The sequence below is a fragment of the Pirellulimonas nuda genome (assembly GCF_007750855.1).
Taxonomy (GTDB): Bacteria; Planctomycetota; Planctomycetia; order Pirellulales; family Lacipirellulaceae; genus Pirellulimonas; species Pirellulimonas nuda.
In genome coordinates, this window is the sequence record NZ_CP036291.1 from 3,698,105 (window position 1) to 3,714,530 (window position 16,426).

The following is a 16,426-nucleotide window of genomic DNA, read 5'->3' on the forward strand; positions in this document are numbered from 1 at the left end:
CCGCCCCCTCCAGGTCCCCGGCCGTCGCGCCACGCTCCCCTCCCGATCCCCTTGTGCGATGATGATCTCTCCAAAGCGAGCGGGCGCCGCGGCCCTGGTCGCCCTCTGGGCGTCGCTGGCCGCGGCCGACAACCGCGTGCTCATCCTGGGCATCGACGGCGCAGGGGGGGGCTACACCCGCGACTACCCGACCCCCAACCTCGACGCCCTGACCGCCCAGGGCGCCGCCCGCTACGACTTCCTGAACGAGGGGGCGCTCACACCCAGCCCCCCCAGCGGCTACGGCGCCAGCGGCGTGAACTGGTCGACGATCCTCACGGGGGTGGGCGGCCCGACGCACGGCGTGTCCGACAACAGCTTCGCCGGCAACCGCTTCGGGGCCTTCCCCTCGCTGTTCCACTACATCAAGCAGCGCGACCCCGAGGCCTACACCGCGTCGATCACGGGGTGGGACCCGATCAACGCCCGTGTGGTGGACGACAACGACACGGACTTCGAGTTCGGGGGCGTGGCCGACCCCCTCATCCGCGACGCGCTGGTCGACCTGCTCCGCCGGGAGGACCCCACCGCGGTCTTCGCGCAGTTCGATCAGGTCGACGCGGCGGGGCACGGCTTTGGGTGGGGCTCACTCGAGTACAAGAACGCGCTGATCGCGGTCGACGGGCTGATCGGCGACGTCATGGCGGCGCTGGGCGCACGCCCCGGCGTGGGTCAAAGCCACTCTGCCTCGCAGGGGCCCGTCAACTGGGAAACGCCCTTCATCGTCAGCGGCCCCAGCGTCCTCAACGGCGAGCCGCTGCTGCAAGGGAGCCTGCGAGACGTCGCCGCGACGGCGCTGTGGAGTTTGGGGATCGATCCCTTCGCGCTTGGTCTGGAGGGGACCGTCCGCGGCCTGAGGGTCGCGCCCCCCAACGGAGTCGTCGGCGACATCAATCAGGACAACGTCGTGGCCGGCAACGGGCTGGGACCCGCCGAATCCGACGACGTGCGGGCGCTGCTCGACCACTGGTTGGTTGAGGCCGGGGGCGACGCCACGACCCGCTACGCCCGCGGCGACCTGAACCTCGACGGCGTCACCGATCTGGCCGACTGGGCGCTCTTGAACAAGCTCGACCCGGCGATGGGCCTCGCGGCGCAGCGGGCGCTACAAGGCCGGGCCGTCCCCGAGCCGTGCTCGTCGCTGCTGCTGGGCGCCGTGATCGCCCTCTCCGGCCCGCTGGTGCGCCCGCGGCGGCGGAGCGCACGCCCGCGCGGGGGCGCTCCGAGTGCGGACGGCATAAGATGGGCGGGACGCGTTGTTCTGCCCCGCGCGACGCGGCCGCACAGCCGCTCGCCGGCCCCCACGCGGCCCCGGACGCCGATCACGTCCCCCCTCGCCCTGTTAGACCCCAGGAGTATCCCTTCGATGTACCGTTCGCTTTGCTGTTTGATGCTGCTGCCGTCCGTCGCGCTGGCCGCCGAGCCCGACCGCTCCCGGGTGGGCTACGCAGAGGGCCAGATGGTCACCCCGGTGAACCAGCTAGTCACCCCGATCGGCAAACAGGTCGAGCTCCCCGGCCTGCGACCGCAGGCGCTGGCGCTCTCGCCGGACGGCGGGCTGCTGCTCACCTCGGGCAAGACGAGCGAGCTGATCGTGATCGATCCGGCTTCCGGCCAGATCAAGCAGCGGGTCGCCATGCCCGCCGAAGTGTCGCCCGACGCCAAGGTCGCGGGCGGGGTCGACGTCGACGGCATGCTCAGCTACGCCGGCCTGGCGTTCTCGCCCTCCGGAGACCGCGTCTACCTCAGCAACGTCGGCGGCAGCGTCAAGCTGTTCGGCGTGTCCGGCGACGGCGTCGTTAGCCCGCTCGGCGCCTGGTCGCTCCCCAAGGCGAACGCCCCGCGCCGCGGCGCCGAGGTCCCCGCCGGCATCGCGGTCACGCCGGACGGCTCGCGGCTGTACGTGTGCGGTAACCTCTCGAACCGGCTGCTGGAGCTCGACGCCGAGTCGGGCGAGGTGCTACGGACCTTCGAAGTCGGCGTTGCGCCGTTGGACGTTGTCTTGGTCGGCGACAAAGCGTACGTGAGCAACTGGGGGGGACGCCGGCCCGGCAAAGACGACCCCACCGGTCCGGCCGGACGGGGCACGCGGGTGCGGGTCGACCCTGTTCGGCACGTCGCCAGCGAGGGCTCCGTGAGCGTGATCGACCTCACGCGGGGCGCCGTCGTGGTTGAGGTGCTGACGGGGCTGCACGCCAGCGGTCTGGCCGCCTCGCCAGACGGCAGGCACGTGGTGTGCTGCAACGCCAACAGCGACCACCTCAGCGTGATCGACACGGCCAGCGACTCGGTGGTCGCCACGCTCTGGGCCAAGCCCAACGCGGCCGACCTGCTGGGGGCGTCGCCCAATGCGGCGGCGTTCGATGAGGCGGGCCAGCGGCTGTACGTCGCCAACGGGTCGCAGAACGCGGTCGCGGTGTTCGAGTTCAACGCCGACGACCCGAAGCTGTCGGAGCTCGGAGGGATGGCGCCGGTCGGCTGGTACCCGGGCGCCATCCTCTACGACGCCGCCCGCAAGCAGTTAATCGTGGCCAACATCAAGGGCCTGCCGCGCGAGCCCAAACCCTACGCAGAAGAGACCAAGGGCTTCAACGCCCACCACTACCACGGGTCGGTGACGCTGGCGCCGGTCCCTAGCGACCGGGCGCTGCCCAAACTCTCGGAGCGTGTCGCCGCCAACATGCGGGCGCCGCGGATCACCGAGGCGCTGCTCCCCCCCAGGCCCGACCAGCCCCCGCGGGCCATCCCCCAGCGGATCGGCGAGCCGAGCCTGATCGAGCACGTGGTGTACATCATCAAAGAGAACCGCACTTACGACCAGGTGCTCAGCGACATCGAGCGAGGCAACGGAGACCCGTCGCTCTGCATCTTCCCCCGCAACGTCACCCCCAACCACCACAAGCTGGCCGACGAGTTTGTGCTGCTGGACAACACCTACTGCTGCGGCATCTGCAGCGCAGACGGGCACCAGTGGACCGCCACCGCGTACTCCACCGACTACATGGAGAAGAGCTTCGCCGGCTTCCCACGCAGCTACCCAGACGGGATGGGGACCGACGAGGACGACGCGCTGGCCTACTCTCCGGCCGGCTTCCTGTGGGACAACGCCCTGGCCCACGGACGCTCCGTCCGCAACTACGGCGAGTTCATGGGGCCCAGCGTCCGCTGGGCCGACGCCGACCGCCCGGGGGAGCCCGACTTCACCGCCTGCTACCAGGCGTGGAAGCAGGGCACGCCCGACGTGGTGTTCGAGAGCTGGCCCAGCGTCGAGAGCCTGCGGGCCATCTCGCCGCTCGACTACGTCGGTTGGAACATGAGCGTCCCCGACCAGTTCCGCGCCGACTACGTGATCAACGAGCTCAAAGAGTTCCAGCGCAAGAGTGAGCACCCGCGGATGACCCTCATCTGCCTGCCCCAAGACCACTGCAGCGGCACAAGCCCCGGTTGCCCCACGCCGGCCGCATGCATGGCGGACAACGACCTGGCGCTGGGGCGGATCATCGAGGCGTACAGCCGCTCCAAGTTCTGGCCGAAGATGGCGATCTTTGTCATCGAGGACGACCCGCAGGCCGGTTGGGACCACGTGAGCGGCTACCGCACGATCGCCTTCGTCGCCAGCCCGTACGCCAAGCGGGGCGCCGTCGTAAGCACGCAGTACAACACCACCAGCGTGATCCGCACGATGGAGCAGATTCTTGGTCTCCCCCCGATGAACCAGTTCGACGCCAGCGCCACGCCGATGTTCGACTGCTTCACCGACGAGCCCGACACGACCCCCTACGCCGCGGCGGGCGCCCAGGTGGCGCTCGATCAGATGAACCCCGATCCCCACGCGATCTCCGACCCGCAGCTCCGCGAGGACGCCCTGGTCTCGGCGTCGCTCAACTTCCGCGAGGTCGACCGCGCCCCCGAAGACGTGCTTAACCGCATCCTCTGGCGGGCCGTGCGCGGCACGCAGGACCCGTACCCCGAGTGGGCGATCAGCCACGTCGACGACGATGACGACGATGACGATGACGACGACGATGACTGAAGCCCGCGCCGCCGCTTCAGAGCAAGCGGCTGGCCGCGCCACCCAACGCAGCAAAGGACAGAGATGAGAGCAGCCTTCCTAGTGGCCCTGGGGCTTGGACTCTTCGCGCCGTCGTACACCCACGCGGCCGAGCAGCAGGATTCTCCCCTGGCGGTCGTTCGGATCGGGCTTGCCGGCTGCCACCAGCAGACCCAGCCGGCGCCCGCCTTCTGGCGGTACGTCACCGCCAAGCCCGACCTGATGCTTTGGCTCGGCAACAATGTCTACACCGACACGCCGGACGACCTGGCGGTGATCGAGGAGGGGCACGCGGCGCTGGCGTCGCTCCCGGCGTTCGAGCAGCTGCGCCGCGCCGTGCCGATGGCCGCAACCTGGGACGATCACGACTACGGCCTGAACAACTGCGGGAAAGACTACGCGCTCAAGGAGCCCAGCAAACAACACTTCCGTCGGTTCTGGGGCCTGGAGGACTGCGTCCCAGCGGACCGCGACGGCGTGTACCACGCCCGCTATTTTGGCGAGGGAGACCAGCGGCTGCAGGTGCTGCTGCTCGACGGCCGCTACAACCGCGACGCCCCAGGAGACGACGCCGACACGCTGGGCGAGCGTCAGTGGTCGTGGCTGGAGGAAGAACTGCGGCGGCCGGCGCGGTTGCGGCTGATCGTCTCGGGCTATCAAGTCTTGCTCGACAAGGATGCGCACTTCGAGACGTGGTCGAAGTTTCCGCGGGCGCGGCGGCGGCTCTTCGACCTAATCCGCGCCAGCGGCGCCGAAGGGGTTGTTTTTCTCGCCGGCGATCAGCACTACGGCGAGGCGAGCCGGCTGCCGGAGGCGATTGGGTACGACGCGATCGAACTGATGTTCTGCGGGGTGAACCAGCAGGAACCGCACGTGCTAAACCGCGGGCGCGTAACGCCGGTCGCCCACGCCAAGAATGCCTACGCGCTGCTGGACCTCCAGTGGAGGGCCAGCGAAACAGACGAACCCCATCTCCTGTTCCGCGTCTTCGACGCCGACCGTGATGCTGCGGAGTTGACCTACAGGGTGAACTTCAGCGAGCTGCGCAACTAGGCCACGGGACGCGTCGCACGAATCCATCAACCAGCAGGCAGCCTCCGTTGTCGAATGCATCCGATTGGCGCGGGCGCGCCCTCAAGGCCCTGCCCGCCGGGGGGAACGGCGAGTTCAACCTCACCGAGGAACTCACCACAGTGGTCGCGCGCGGCCAGGGGTGCCGCCTCTGGACGGCCGACGGACGGCGGATGCTCGACTTCTCGATGGGATGGGGTTCGGTGCTGGTCGGGCACGCCGATCCGCGCATCACCGAGCCCGTCGCAAATCGGCTGGCCCTGGGGACCAACTTCGCCACGGTCACCGACGCGTCGCTGGAGCTGGCCGAGGCGCTGATCGGGCTGAGCCCCGCCAGCGAGCGGGTCCGCTTCTGCGCCTCCGGCACCGAGGCGACCATGTACTGCCTGCGCCTCGCCCGGGCGTACACCGGCCGCGACGCGGTGCTGCGGTTTGAGGGGGCGTACCACGGGGCGCACGACGTCGGGGTGACCAGCATGTTCCCCTCGCGGGGGCTCGATTTCCCGCTCGCCGAGCCTTCCAGCGACGGCCTCACCGCGCATCTGCAGGGGGGCGTGCTGGTGGCGCCCTTTAACGACCTGGAGGAGACCGCCAAGATCCTCCGCGGAAGCGCAGAGCGTGTGGCAGCGGTGATCGTTGAGCCGCTGCAGCGCTGCCTTCCCCCCGACCCCGGCTTCCTCGAGGGACTCCGCGAGCTGACCCGCGAGCTGGGGGTGCTGCTGGTGTTCGACGAGGTGGTGACCGGCTTCCGGCTGGCGCTCGGGGGCGCCCAGGCGTACTACGGCGTCGTCCCCGACCTGGTCGCCTACGGCAAGGCGCTCGGCGGCGGGCTGCCGATTGGCGTCTACGGCGGCCGGGCCGACATCATGGACCTGGTGTGCGAAGACCGTCACGGACGCTCAACTTACGTATGGACCGCCTCGACGCTGGGTGGGAACCCGATCTCCGCCGTCTCCGCCCTGGCGACGCTCGACGTGCTCAAGAGCCCGGGGGTCTACCAGACGCTCCACGGCCTGGGGGGGCGCCTCCGAGACGGCATGCGGCGCGTGCTCCGCGACCGGGGCCTGGACGCGCGGGTGCTGGGGGACGGGCCGCTCGCCCAGGTCGCCTTTACCTCCAGCGAGCCGCGCGACTACCGAACGAGCCAGCACCGTGACAAGCGGCTGGCCCGCGCGTTGATGCTGGAGATGTTCCGCAGCGGCGTGTTCCTCAACCCGATGGGGACCAAGCTCTACCTGTCGCTCGCCCACGACGAGCAGGCCTGCGACACGCTGCTCGACCGGTTCGACGCCGCGTTGTCAACCGTCATGGCCACTATCTCACACGAGGCCCACAGCAGCGTAGGCTGAGCACAATGGGCCGAACTGGCAGGCAACTCCGTGGAGAGCCGCAGATCGCCGTCGACAAACGCCGATTCGATTGCGAACCGTCTATCGACGCTTCTCGGCGTTCATCCGCCGATTCGTCTCTTGTACTCTTCGACCCTCCTGCTCAAAACTCAGCGTCCCACGCCCGCCCGAGCAGCCCGAGCAGCGTGGGCGGGTCGAAGCGCCTGGGGTTGTTCGCCATCCGCTCTTGGTTGACGCTGCCGGCGATCGCCGCCAACGCCTCCTCGGGGACGCCGGCTTCGCGGAGGCTCCGCGGCAGGCCGAGCTCGCCCAGCAGCGCCCAGACCGCCCGCGGCAGCTCGGCGGGCGCACAACCCAGCAGCGCGGCGCCGCACGCCGCACGCCGCCGCACGTACGCGGGCCCACGCGGGTCGACGCAGTCGTCGTTTCCCGTCCGCGCGTTCGCGTCGCCGAACCAGCCGAGCGTCAGCGCCACCGCGTGGCCGTGGGCGATCCCGTAGCGGGACGTCAAACTGTAGGAAACCGCATGGGCCGCGGTCGTCTTGCCGAGGTTGATCGCCTGCCCGGCAAGGAACGCGCCGGCCATCATCCGGGTGCGGGACGCCCCGTCCCCCCGTGTCACGCTGGCGTGCAGCGCAGAGGCCACGAGCCGCCCCGCGGCCCCGGCGTAGCGGTACGACCGGGCCGTCCCCCCAACCGCCCACAGCGACTCGACGGCCTGCGCTAGGGCGTCGAGCCCCGAGACCGCCGCCAGGCGGGCCGGCATCGCGGCGACCAGCGTGGGGTCGAGGATCACGCAGCCCGGTCGCATCTGGGGGCAGGCGTACGACTTCTTGATCCCCGCGTCGTACGCCACGGCAAACTGGGTCGCTTCGCTCCCCGACCCCGACGTGGTGGGCGCCGCAATCAACGCAGGCGCCGGGTGCAGTGAGTCCGCCCGGGCCGACGCGGCGACCCCCGCCCAAGTCCCCGCGGCCGCTAGCTTGGCGATGTCCAGGCACGACCCTCCCCCGACCGCCACGACCGCCTCGGCACGCAGCTCGGCCGCGGCACGCGCCGCGGCCACTGCCTGAGAGAGCTTCGGGTTGGGGCAGAAATCTTCGAACCGCTGCACCACGGCGCCCGCGAGCTGGCGCTCGATCCGGCCCCAAGCCCGGGCGGCGTCTGCGGCGCCGCTGTCGACCACCAGCAGCACGCGCGTCGCCCCGATTTGGTGGAGCAGCAGCCCCAGCTCGTCGAGCGAGTAGGCGACGCGTTGGCCGCTCCCGGCGATCAGCGTGTGGGCTTCTTCCCCACAGGCACTGGCGAAGGGCGAGGTTGGCGAGTGAACGTTCATGGCGGTCGGCCGAGCGCGGTGGGAGTTGTGCGCATTCTCCCATTAGATTGTGAAGCTTTCGTGAGTCGGTCGCTCCCTTGCTTGGGCGCCGACGGGCGGCCCCCTAGGATCAGCCTCGTCGGATCGCGCGGGCCGATGGACTCCCGCTTGGCACATCCCAGTCGCAACGAAGCCCAACCGCAACAATGCCCCCGCGAATCTCGGTCCGACTCGAACAAGCGTCGCCCGCCGTCTTCTCGGCCTACTGCATCGCGGCGTCGTTTGGCGTCTATTTCTGCATGTACGCGTTCCGCAAGCCGTTCACGGCGGGGACGTTCTCCGGGGTCGAGCTGTACGGACTGGACTACAAGACGGTGCTGGTGGTCAGCCAGGTGCTGGGCTACACGCTGTCAAAGTTTATCGGCATCCGCTTCATCGCCGAGGCCCGGCCCGGCAGGCGTGCCGCGAGCATCGTGGCGCTGATCGCGGCGGCCCACGCGGCGCTGCTGCTGTTTGGCGTCGTGCCGAGCCCGTACAACTTTGTGTTTCTGTTCCTCAACGGCTTGCCGCTGGGGATGGTGTTCGGGCTGGTGCTCGGTTTCCTGGAAGGGCGCCGCGTGACCGAGGCCCTGTCGGCGGGGCTGTGCGCCAGCTTCATCGTCTCGTCGGGCGCCGTGAAGACGGTGGGCCAGGCCCTGCTGCTTTGGGGCGGGGTCTCGGAGTACTGGATGCCGTTCGTTACCGGCTTGGTCTTTTGGCCTCCGCTGCTGGTGTGTGTTTGGCTGCTCGCCCAGATCCCGGCCCCCACGCAAGCCGACGTGGCGCTGCGTGCGGAGCGAACGCCCATTGATCGCGTTGCACGGAGGGCGCTGCTGCGCCGGCACGGCGTGGGGCTGCTGCTGTTGGTCGCGGTGTTTACGCTGCTGACGATCCTGCGGAGCGTCCGCGACGACTTTGCGGTCGAGGTCTGGTCGGCGCTCGGCTACGACAAGACCCCGAGCGTCTTCACGATCTCAGAAACGCTGGTGATGTTTGCGGCGATCGCCATCAACGGGCTCGCCTTCCTGATACCCGACAACCGCACGGCGTTCTTCACGGCCATCTACACGATCCTCGCCGGGTTCGTCGTGATCGGCCTGGTGACGCTGCTATACCTGGGGGGCGGGGTGGATGGGTTTACCTACATGGTTGTCGTGGGGATCGGCGCCTACGTCCCCTACGTGGCCTTCCACACGACGCTGTTCGAGCGGATGATCGCCTTGTTCCGCGACCGGGCTAACCTGGGCTACCTGATGTACCTGGCCGACGCGTTCGGCTACCTGGGCTACGTGCTGGTGCTGCTGGCCAAGGACGTCGCGAGCTTCGAGGCCAACTACCTGCGGCTGCTGATCGGCGCCTCGCTGGCAGTCAGCCTGGCGTCGCTAGTGATGATGGGCCTGGCCTACTTCTACTTCCGTCGCCAGACCGACGCCGCGCGGTTCGAGCAACCAGCGCTCGCCGCGGCCCACGGCTCGTAGCGGGCCGGCTACGGGTTGCTCTGGCCGCCGGCCAACTCGATCCGCAGCTCCAGCACCTGCCGGCGCGGCCGGTCGATGCCCAGCAGCACGCCGGGCCGGCCGGGGTCCCAGGCGAACCCTTGGCCGGTAAGCGGCGCGGCGATCGTGCGGCGGAGCACCAGCTCGGCGCCGGCCGCAGGCAGTTCGAGCTCGTACAATTCGCCCCGATCGTGCCCCGTGCAGTAGAGTCGCCCGTTGGCGCCCCACGCCCCGCCCGAGCAGCTGTGCGGCTCGAAACGCCCGAGCACCTCGGCCGGAAACACCCACCCCCCGGTACGCCGCCACCGGCGGTCGAAGCGCACCAGCGAGGTCCACCGCGCGTCGCGGGCGTGCGGATCGTCGTTGACCGGCGCGGTGTAGTGGGCGAACACGCCCCACCAGGCGCCGTCGTGCGAGTCGATCCAGGTGAGCGAGCCCGCGGCGATCCCCAGGCTGTGGGACTCGACGTGCTCGAGCGTCTGAGCGTCCCACACCTCAACCGAGCTTGTCTCGGGGTAGCGAGGGAAGTTCGAGTGGGCGCAGTACAGCTTCCCGTCGAGCACCACGCCGGAGTTGAGGTGCTCTAGCGGCATTGATTCCGAGGCCGTCCAGTGACGCAGCACCGCGCCCGTCGACCTGGCGTGTTGGGCCACCCGGCGGTTGCCGATCGCAAAGAAGCAGTGCGGATCGACCGCTACCGCTTGCGTCGCCACGGGCGCGTCGTAGCGTCGCAGAACCGCGGCGTCTTGCGCCACGACCGCCGGGACAAGGAGAGCTGCGATCAGCGTCAGCGGTAGGCCTTGGGGGGCTGTCTCGAAGGTCATCGCCGGGCGACTCTGGGGGTAAACGACGGGCGTGGCAGGCGGCATTGTGGGTGCTTGATTCTGGACGCGCACTGTGAAGAACGTGGGAAGCCGCCCGCCGTGGGTCGGGTCGGCCGGAGTCGGAGCATGCATGCTCTGCGTCGCACGGTGTGTTGCGGACAGGCTCGCTCGATCCCAAGCCAACCCTGCATCCCGCCGCGGGCGCTACCGCTGCAAGCAGTAGCCTTGGGTGATCGATTGGGGCGTTCCGGCACTACCGGCCGGGGGCTAAAAAAAAGGGCTCCCCTCAAGCGTGCTCCCCCCTCCCCCGCCGGCCGCCCGGACGCAGCAGCGTCCGAAGCGGCCCGCCGGGAGTGGGGCGCCGCCCCGACCGCTACCGCCGCCGCTGCACCCGTCGCCTCGGCGCCGGCCTCGACAAGGCCCGCTTCTGCTGCGCGAGCCTGCAACAGGCAAAGACTCCCCCTACCGCGAGCACGACGACGGTCGGCCAGAACGCGGTGGTGAACAGCACGGCCAGAACAACGCACGCCCAGAACACGACCCCCCGCGGGGGCGGCCGCGTCCAGAACTCGGGGCGCGGGGCCCCTTGGTTTTCGTTACCCGACAAGGGTTGCCTCCTTGGCTCGGTGGGTTGAAACAATAAGCTCGCTCGCCAGCAGGTTGAGCGACAGGTCGGCGTCCAGCGGCTGCCCTCGCAGCCAGCGGACCAGCTGCGAGAGCATCAGCCCCGCGGTCATGCCGGCGGCGTAGATCGTCGACCTTGCCGTGCAGGCGCCCGCCTGGGCCTCGTGCTGCGGAAACAGCGATTGGGAGTAGTGCGCGCGGCTGGCGGCGTCACACGCACTAAGCACCCGCAGGGTCTCGCCCCGCATCCGCCCGTCGGCCCAGAAGCCGACCAGTCCGCCGCCCCCACGCCAGATGGCCGAGCGGGCGTCGATGGAGTCGACGCAGCAGAAGGCCGCGTCCCCGAGTGGGATCGCTGGACGCCAACGGTTCAGTACCGCATCCACATCAATCTCTGGATCAATCGCCAGCACCGCGTCGCGGCAGGCGTCAACCTTCCGCCGTCCGACATCGCCGCGGACGTACCCCTGCGTCGTGACGTTGCTCGCGTCGACCTCGTCGAAATCGACTAGCCTCAGCCGACGCACGCCAAGCGAGGCGAGCTGCATCGCGACCTGCCTTCCAACGGCGCCAACGCCGACCACGGCTACGTCGAGTGACGCGAGCCTCGCTTGTGGCACAAGCTGTGCTTGCCGCACGAAGCGGACTTCTAACTGTGTCGTACTCATAGCGTCGGGACCCTGTTGTTAGTCGGTAGGACAGCTCCAGAGGGACCGGGCGACACCCAGGTCGAGCCCGAACAGCCGCTCACCGAACGCGTCGACCTCATCCCATTCGTCTTCCTGCTCGACGCAGGTCTCGTACTCCTTGAGCCACGTGGCGTGGTCGCTGCCGGTAAACGGCTCGTCCCACGCAACCCGCACGGGGAGCTGCTGCGTGGCGCCCGGGCCGGCGTGCACTCCCAGACGGGCGTACCAGCGCCCGCCACGGGCCAGAATCGCCATCACGGCCCAGCCGGCCGGCCCAAACACCCGGGCGAACGTTTCTTCGTCGGTGCCGCTGGGCGCTGGCGAGCTCCCCGGGTGTGTGTGGAACCAGACCCGGCCGAACTGCTGGGGGCTAAGCCCGGCGTCGGCCTGCTGGTCGAAGTAGTCGGCCACCGCGGCGTCGTCAAACGCTACGGTGACCGAGCTACAGACCTGGTTTACCAGCACCACGTCCCGCACCAGCAGCAGGTCCTCGGGGTCCGTAACGCCAAAACAGCCGATCTCGGTCGGCCCGGCGTCACGCAGGAACCGGAGCTTGGCCCACGCATAGGGCGTAAGCCGCAGCGACCTGCGGGGCTGCTCCTGCCTCTGCTTCCGCAGTGGCTTCCTTGTCCTCGGTACACGCATCACAGACTCCGTCGGTTAGGCATTGGTGGCAGTAGATCTTGGAACAGTCGCTGCAGGGCTCCAGGCAAGAGCGGCAGTTGTTGTCGTCGCAGCCCGTGCAAGCATCGCAACAGCCGTGGCACAGACTGTCACCGCAGCCTTCGCAGCTCTGCACGCACTCGTCGCAAAGCTGTGCGTCGCAGCGGCCGCACAGGCCACGCTCATCGGCGTCCACACTGGCGCCGCAGTCGATGCAGGGGACGCCGTGCCAGCGGTCGAGGCAGACGTACGCACTCGACTCGTTATAGGTCTGGAGGATCTGGCGGAGGATCAGCACGAAGTCGTGCAGCCTCCCTTCCGCGCTGGCGGCCTGCAGCACGTGCGTCCCTTCCCCTTCACACAGCCGGTCGTCCACCACATGCGGGTGGGTGACGCCCGGGTTGGAGTCGGGCGGGTTGGGGTGCAGGGCCATCACTTCGTAGTTGGGCTGTTCGGCGCCAAGCAACTGCCAATGGACAGCGATCATGAATGGGCCCAGGCTGACCTCTTCCAGCTCAATGGGATCGGTCGCGACTAGCAGCAACTGCCGCTTGAAGTCGATCTCGAGACGACGGGACTCGTCGTCGATCGCCCGCAGGTCCCAGAAAAGGGTGCCGGTTAGTGGCGGCTGGGTACACCGCCTCTCTGCACGCAGCCGCTCGGCCTGGGTCGTGGCCACGACAAAGCCGCACTCGCATCGCTCCTCAGCGACATGTCTGGCATATTCGAACTCGCAGTTCTGAGTCGGCTCCACTCCCAGCTCTGCTGCGGTGGGGCGACCGCTGCGACTTCGTGATTCTTCGAACCGCACAAAGTTTGACCAACACAAGCAGATTTCCCTTCCGACCCTATCTCGCGGCGGTGCAGCTCACCTCCTTCGCGAGCCTGAATGGCCAATCGGCCGAGCGTGCCTCATCCGCGGCGGTTGGCCGGCTCCGCCAACTCGCAGCCGTGTCCCAGCTCGGCGAAGACCTCCGCAGATCGCTCCAGGCGCCCAGCCGCCGAAGCTGGTCCAGTTTTGGCGGCTTGACGGGGGTAGAATCTGAGAGAAGTGATGTCCACCGACCGCAGGTGCGAAACGGCCGGCTGGCCCCTGCTGCGTCTAGCGCAAATGCAGGCGGTGTCCCTGCCGACCGAAGACTTCAGCGACTTACCAGCGGACACGCGCCGGACCCCCAAACCGCTGGACGGGCTGCATCGACGGCAAGCGTTCGTCGGCGCCCAGATCGCTGAGCGCGGCTCACGTCTGCTGCGCGTGTCTTGGGGAACGACGTGGGAATCACCCCGCATGCTCCCCTGCTGAATGGCTATTTGCGACAACCAACTCGCGCGGCGTCGAACGACGGAAGGAGGAGGTGGGGGTGGCCGGAGATAAGGGGATGGGCGGCGCTGCACGCAGCGGACAGTGAAGGGGATATACTACATTCTCGGCGGAGTCGAACGTGCGTTCTTCTCCTTGCTTCTCCCCACTCCCGCCAGGTCGGTGACAGGTCGAACCATGCGAATCAACGCCCCACTAGGTTTGCGGACAGGCCCGCTGATTGTTGCTGGCCTGATGGTGTTTGCGGTGGCGGCAACGGCGCGCGGACAGGCGCCCGAGGCAGGACCCGCTCCCGATGCGTCGCAAGCAGTGGTCGCCACCCCAGAGGGCAAGACGCCCGGCGTTTGCTTCTACCCCGGGCTCGACCGCTACACCCGCCGGGTGACCACGCGCTCCGCAGAAGCGCAGCGTTGGTTCGATCAGGGGATCCAGTTGCTCTACGGTTTCAATCACGACGAGGCGATCCGCTCGTTCGAGCAGGCCAGCCGGATCGATCCGGCGTGCGCCATGGCGTGGTGGGGCGCCGCGTACGCGCGTGGCATGCACATCAACAACCCCGAGATGAGCGAGGACCAGAGCCGCCTGGCGTACGAGGCGGCCCAGAAGGCGCTCGCCTTGCTCGACGACGAGTCGCCCGTAGAGCGGGCCCTGGTGCGCGCCGTAGCGCAGCGCTATGCGATGCCGGCGCCGGAGGACCGAGCCGAACTCGATCAGGCCTACGCGGACGCGATGGAGATGGCGTGGCGCAAGTTCCCGGATGACGCAGACGTAGGGGCCCTGTACGCGGAGTCGCTGATGGACCTGCAGCCGTGGGACCTGTGGACCCCGCAAGCCGCGCCCAAGGGACGCGCGCTGGAGGTGCTCGCGGTGCTCGAGCGGACGATGTCCAAATCCCCCAATCACCCCGGCGCCAATCACTTCTACATCCACGCGATCGAGGCTTCCCCCTGGCCGGAGCGGGGCACGCAGGCCGCAGAGCGGCTCGCGACGTTAGCCCCCGGCTCGGGGCACCTGGTGCACATGCCGTCGCACATCTATATCCGCACCGGACGGTACGCGGACGCGGTAACTGCAAACGAGCGCGCCCTGCGCGCGGACGAGGCCTACCTAAAGCTCGCCCCACCGCCCGAGTTCTACAACGTCTATTACCTGCACAACGCGCATTTCCTGGCGTACTCCGCGATGATGGAAGGGCGCTACCAGACGGCCATCGACGCCGCACGCAAGATCGAATCCCAGATCCCTGCCAGCTTCCTCAAGCAGTACGTCGCCATCGCGGATGGCTTCATGCCCACCACGCTGCACGTGCAGATCCGTTTCGGCAAGTGGGAGGACGTGCTTGCAGAGCCAGAACCCCCGTCGTGGCGATTATTCAGCCTAGCGGAGTGGCGCTGCGCCCGCTGCGTGGCGCTCGCGGTGTTGGGCAGGACCGAACAAGCGCACGAGGAGCTCGTGAAATTCGACGCGGTGGCCGCGCAGATCACGGACGAATGGCTGATGGGGAACAACCAGGCCGCGGATGTGCTCGCGGTCGCCCGTGCGATGGCCGCGGGCGAGCTGGCGTTCCATGAGGGGGACAAAGAACGCGCGTTCGAGCTGCTCCGGCAGGGGGTCGTGCTCGAGGAGTCGCTCAGCTACGACGAGCCCCCCGGCTGGATGCAGCCGGTGCGCCACGCGCTGGGGGCGCTGCTGCTGGCAGACGCCCGGCACGCGGAGGCGGAGGGGGTCTACCGTTCCGACCTGGCGCGGCACCCCAACAACGCCTGGGCCTTGCTGGGCCTGCAGCAGTCGCTGGGCCTGCAGGGGAAGACCGCCGAAGCCGACGCGCTCGCGGAGTCGGTGCGCCAGGCGTGGGCGCGAGCGGACGTTCAGCCGATCGCTAGTTGCTACTGCCACCCCGACGCGTTGCTGCTCCACAAGTAGCGGGGCTTGAAGTTGGGGACAGAAGCCCGGAATAGACGCGGGGACAGGCATGAAGGCGGTAGTAATGTATGGGAGCGGATGCCGAGTCGCAGATGTCGCCACACCGTCTTCTATTGATATGATCTCGCAGTTAACGAGATTGGACGAAGACGAGCAAGTTTCGTCAGACGCCACACTCGCATCGGTGCCGCCCACCTGCTTTGGATTGCCGACTGGCCAAGGGACCGAGGGCGCTGCCGCCAGCACGAATAAGGTCGATGCCGAACAGCGGGGGGCGTCAGCCGGGTCGGAACACCGCTACGAGTTGCCGCACTCGAGGGCGGCGGCCACGCACGACTTGATGTGGCTTTCCAGGATGATCTGCCCGACCTTGCCGAGCGCGCCGTTCGCGGCGGCAATCTGCGTGAGGATCTCGACGCAGTAGGCGTCTTCGTCCATCATCCGGTGCACCGCCGCCACCTGCCCGGAGATTCGCCGCAGGCGGTTGGCGAGCTTTGACTTTTCGTCTTCGGAAAGCACCGGGCGCAGCCCGGCGGGCGCCGGCTTGATGGAGTGTCTTGGAACCACCCATCTTACCGGCCACGCACGGGCCGTGCCACCAGAACGCGGCCCTGAGGCCGCCGAGGCGTCGCCGTTAGGCCGCCATCGCTTGACAAGCCTCGGCGCACTTGCGGCACGCCTCGGCGCACTTCTGGCAATGGTCGTGCTCGTGTGCCGCACATTCGTCTGCACACCACTTGCAGACTTGGGCGCACAGGCGGCAGTAGTCTGAAGCGAACTTGGCGTCGATCGTCATCGCCTGGACACACAGCGTGCAGATCGCGGCGCACTCCAAGCAGCACTTGGGGCAGGCGTTCTTGCTTTTCTTGCCGAGCATCGCGACGACGTTCGCTAGGCAAGCGGTCGCGCACGCCTGGCAGGCCTCGACACATTCTGATTGAGAAGCGTTCATAGCCATGGGGGTCTCCTTGAGAACTGTATGGGTTTGCCAACGATGCGTCCTCAACGCTGCAAACCCCATA

General features: G+C 68.5%; 14 protein-coding genes. 6 read left to right on the top strand and 8 right to left on the bottom strand.

The window, feature by feature from the left end; translation table 11 throughout:
* Positions 1-58 precede the first annotated feature (58 nt).
* The 3 genes from Pla175_RS14405 to Pla175_RS14415 all read left to right on the top strand — a co-directional run bounded on the left by Pla175_RS14405 (position 59) and on the right by Pla175_RS14415 (position 6,510).
* Positions 59-4,072: an alkaline phosphatase family protein gene (locus Pla175_RS14405; RefSeq protein ID WP_145286268.1), complete on the top strand. Its 4,014-nt coding sequence runs from the start codon at positions 59-61 to the stop codon at positions 4,070-4,072.
* A gap of 63 nt (positions 4,073-4,135) precedes the next feature.
* The gene (locus Pla175_RS14410; RefSeq protein ID WP_145286271.1) at positions 4,136-5,143 is read left to right on the top strand and encodes an alkaline phosphatase D family protein; all 1,008 of its coding nucleotides are present in this window, start codon (positions 4,136-4,138) and stop codon (positions 5,141-5,143) included.
* Positions 5,144-5,190: 47 nt separating this feature from the next.
* Positions 5,191-6,510, top strand: coding sequence for an aspartate aminotransferase family protein (locus Pla175_RS14415; protein ID WP_145286276.1), 1,320 nt, complete (start codon positions 5,191-5,193; stop codon positions 6,508-6,510).
* Between the two features lie 142 nt (positions 6,511-6,652).
* On the opposite strand, the gene Pla175_RS14420 is transcribed toward Pla175_RS14415, so the two are convergent.
* Positions 6,653-7,846 carry an iron-containing alcohol dehydrogenase gene (locus Pla175_RS14420; protein WP_145286279.1) on the bottom strand — a complete coding sequence of 398 codons (1,194 nt, stop codon included), beginning with the start codon at positions 7,844-7,846 and terminating at the stop codon, positions 6,653-6,655.
* A 185-nt stretch (positions 7,847-8,031) separates the two neighbouring features.
* Between Pla175_RS14420 and Pla175_RS14425 the strand changes: the two genes are divergently transcribed.
* Positions 8,032-9,342: a DUF5690 family protein gene (locus tag Pla175_RS14425; RefSeq protein WP_145286282.1), complete on the top strand. Its 1,311-nt coding sequence runs from the start codon at positions 8,032-8,034 to the stop codon at positions 9,340-9,342.
* An 8-nt stretch (positions 9,343-9,350) separates the two neighbouring features.
* On the opposite strand, the gene Pla175_RS14430 is transcribed toward Pla175_RS14425, so the two are convergent.
* From Pla175_RS14430 to Pla175_RS14450, 5 genes are all read right to left on the bottom strand, one after another.
* Positions 9,351-10,184, bottom strand: a complete 834-nt coding sequence (locus Pla175_RS14430) for a hypothetical protein (RefSeq protein WP_145286285.1) — start codon at positions 10,182-10,184, stop codon at positions 9,351-9,353.
* Between the two features lie 373 nt (positions 10,185-10,557).
* Positions 10,558-10,791, bottom strand: a complete 234-nt coding sequence (locus Pla175_RS14435; protein WP_145286288.1) for a hypothetical protein — start codon at positions 10,789-10,791, stop codon at positions 10,558-10,560.
* On the bottom strand, positions 10,781-11,476 hold the full coding sequence (locus tag Pla175_RS14440) for a ThiF family adenylyltransferase (RefSeq protein WP_145286291.1): 696 nt from the start codon (positions 11,474-11,476) through the stop codon (positions 10,781-10,783). Before Pla175_RS14440 ends, Pla175_RS14435 begins: the two co-directional genes overlap by 11 nt.
* Positions 11,477-11,494: 18 nt before the next feature.
* On the bottom strand, positions 11,495-12,142 hold the full coding sequence (locus Pla175_RS14445; RefSeq protein ID WP_145286294.1) for a Mov34/MPN/PAD-1 family protein: 648 nt from the start codon (positions 12,140-12,142) through the stop codon (positions 11,495-11,497).
* Positions 12,033-12,839: a hypothetical protein gene (locus tag Pla175_RS14450; protein WP_145286296.1), complete on the bottom strand. Its 807-nt coding sequence runs from the start codon at positions 12,837-12,839 to the stop codon at positions 12,033-12,035. Before Pla175_RS14450 ends, Pla175_RS14445 begins: the two co-directional genes overlap by 110 nt.
* A gap of 375 nt (positions 12,840-13,214) precedes the next feature.
* On the opposite strand from Pla175_RS14450, the gene Pla175_RS14455 reads away from it, so the two are divergent.
* Together Pla175_RS14455 and Pla175_RS14460 are read left to right on the top strand one after the other, a co-directional pair.
* Entirely contained in the window at positions 13,215-13,463 is a 249-nt protein-coding gene (locus tag Pla175_RS14455) for a hypothetical protein (RefSeq protein ID WP_145286299.1), read from the top strand.
* Positions 13,464-13,658: 195 nt separating this feature from the next.
* A complete protein-coding gene (locus Pla175_RS14460) occupies positions 13,659-15,404 on the top strand; it encodes a tetratricopeptide repeat protein (protein WP_197526835.1) in 1,746 nt (581 codons plus the stop codon).
* A 297-nt stretch (positions 15,405-15,701) separates the two neighbouring features.
* Here Pla175_RS14460 and Pla175_RS14465 read toward each other — a convergent pair whose 3' ends face one another.
* Both Pla175_RS14465 and Pla175_RS14470 read right to left on the bottom strand, forming a co-directional pair.
* Positions 15,702-15,971 carry a metal-sensitive transcriptional regulator gene (locus Pla175_RS14465; RefSeq protein ID WP_231953904.1) on the bottom strand — a complete coding sequence of 90 codons (270 nt, stop codon included), beginning with the start codon at positions 15,969-15,971 and terminating at the stop codon, positions 15,702-15,704.
* 67 nt (positions 15,972-16,038) lie between these two features.
* The gene (locus Pla175_RS14470; RefSeq protein ID WP_145286301.1) at positions 16,039-16,362 is read right to left on the bottom strand and encodes a four-helix bundle copper-binding protein; all 324 of its coding nucleotides are present in this window, start codon (positions 16,360-16,362) and stop codon (positions 16,039-16,041) included.
* Between the last annotated feature and the right edge of the window lie 64 nt (positions 16,363-16,426).

What these genes read in the sequence shown, in the direction of transcription:
- Pla175_RS14405 (WP_145286268.1), top strand. Translation starts at nt 59, where the DNA reads ATGATGATCTCTCCAAAGCGAGCGGGCGCCGCGGCCCTGGTCGCCCTC.
- Pla175_RS14445 (WP_145286294.1), bottom strand. Translation starts at nt 12,142, where the DNA reads ATGCGTGTACCGAGGACAAGGAAGCCACTGCGGAAGCAGAGGCAGGAG.
- Pla175_RS14425 (WP_145286282.1), top strand. Translation starts at nt 8,032, where the DNA reads ATGCCCCCGCGAATCTCGGTCCGACTCGAACAAGCGTCGCCCGCCGTC.
- Pla175_RS14420 (WP_145286279.1), bottom strand. Translation starts at nt 7,846, where the DNA reads ATGAACGTTCACTCGCCAACCTCGCCCTTCGCCAGTGCCTGTGGGGAA.
- Pla175_RS14410 (WP_145286271.1), top strand. Translation starts at nt 4,136, where the DNA reads ATGAGAGCAGCCTTCCTAGTGGCCCTGGGGCTTGGACTCTTCGCGCCG.
- Pla175_RS14440 (WP_145286291.1), bottom strand. Translation starts at nt 11,476, where the DNA reads ATGAGTACGACACAGTTAGAAGTCCGCTTCGTGCGGCAAGCACAGCTT.
- Pla175_RS14460 (WP_197526835.1), top strand. Translation starts at nt 13,659, where the DNA reads ATGCGAATCAACGCCCCACTAGGTTTGCGGACAGGCCCGCTGATTGTT.
- Pla175_RS14455 (WP_145286299.1), top strand. Translation starts at nt 13,215, where the DNA reads ATGTCCACCGACCGCAGGTGCGAAACGGCCGGCTGGCCCCTGCTGCGT.
- Pla175_RS14470 (WP_145286301.1), bottom strand. Translation starts at nt 16,362, where the DNA reads ATGGCTATGAACGCTTCTCAATCAGAATGTGTCGAGGCCTGCCAGGCG.
- Pla175_RS14430 (WP_145286285.1), bottom strand. Translation starts at nt 10,184, where the DNA reads ATGACCTTCGAGACAGCCCCCCAAGGCCTACCGCTGACGCTGATCGCA.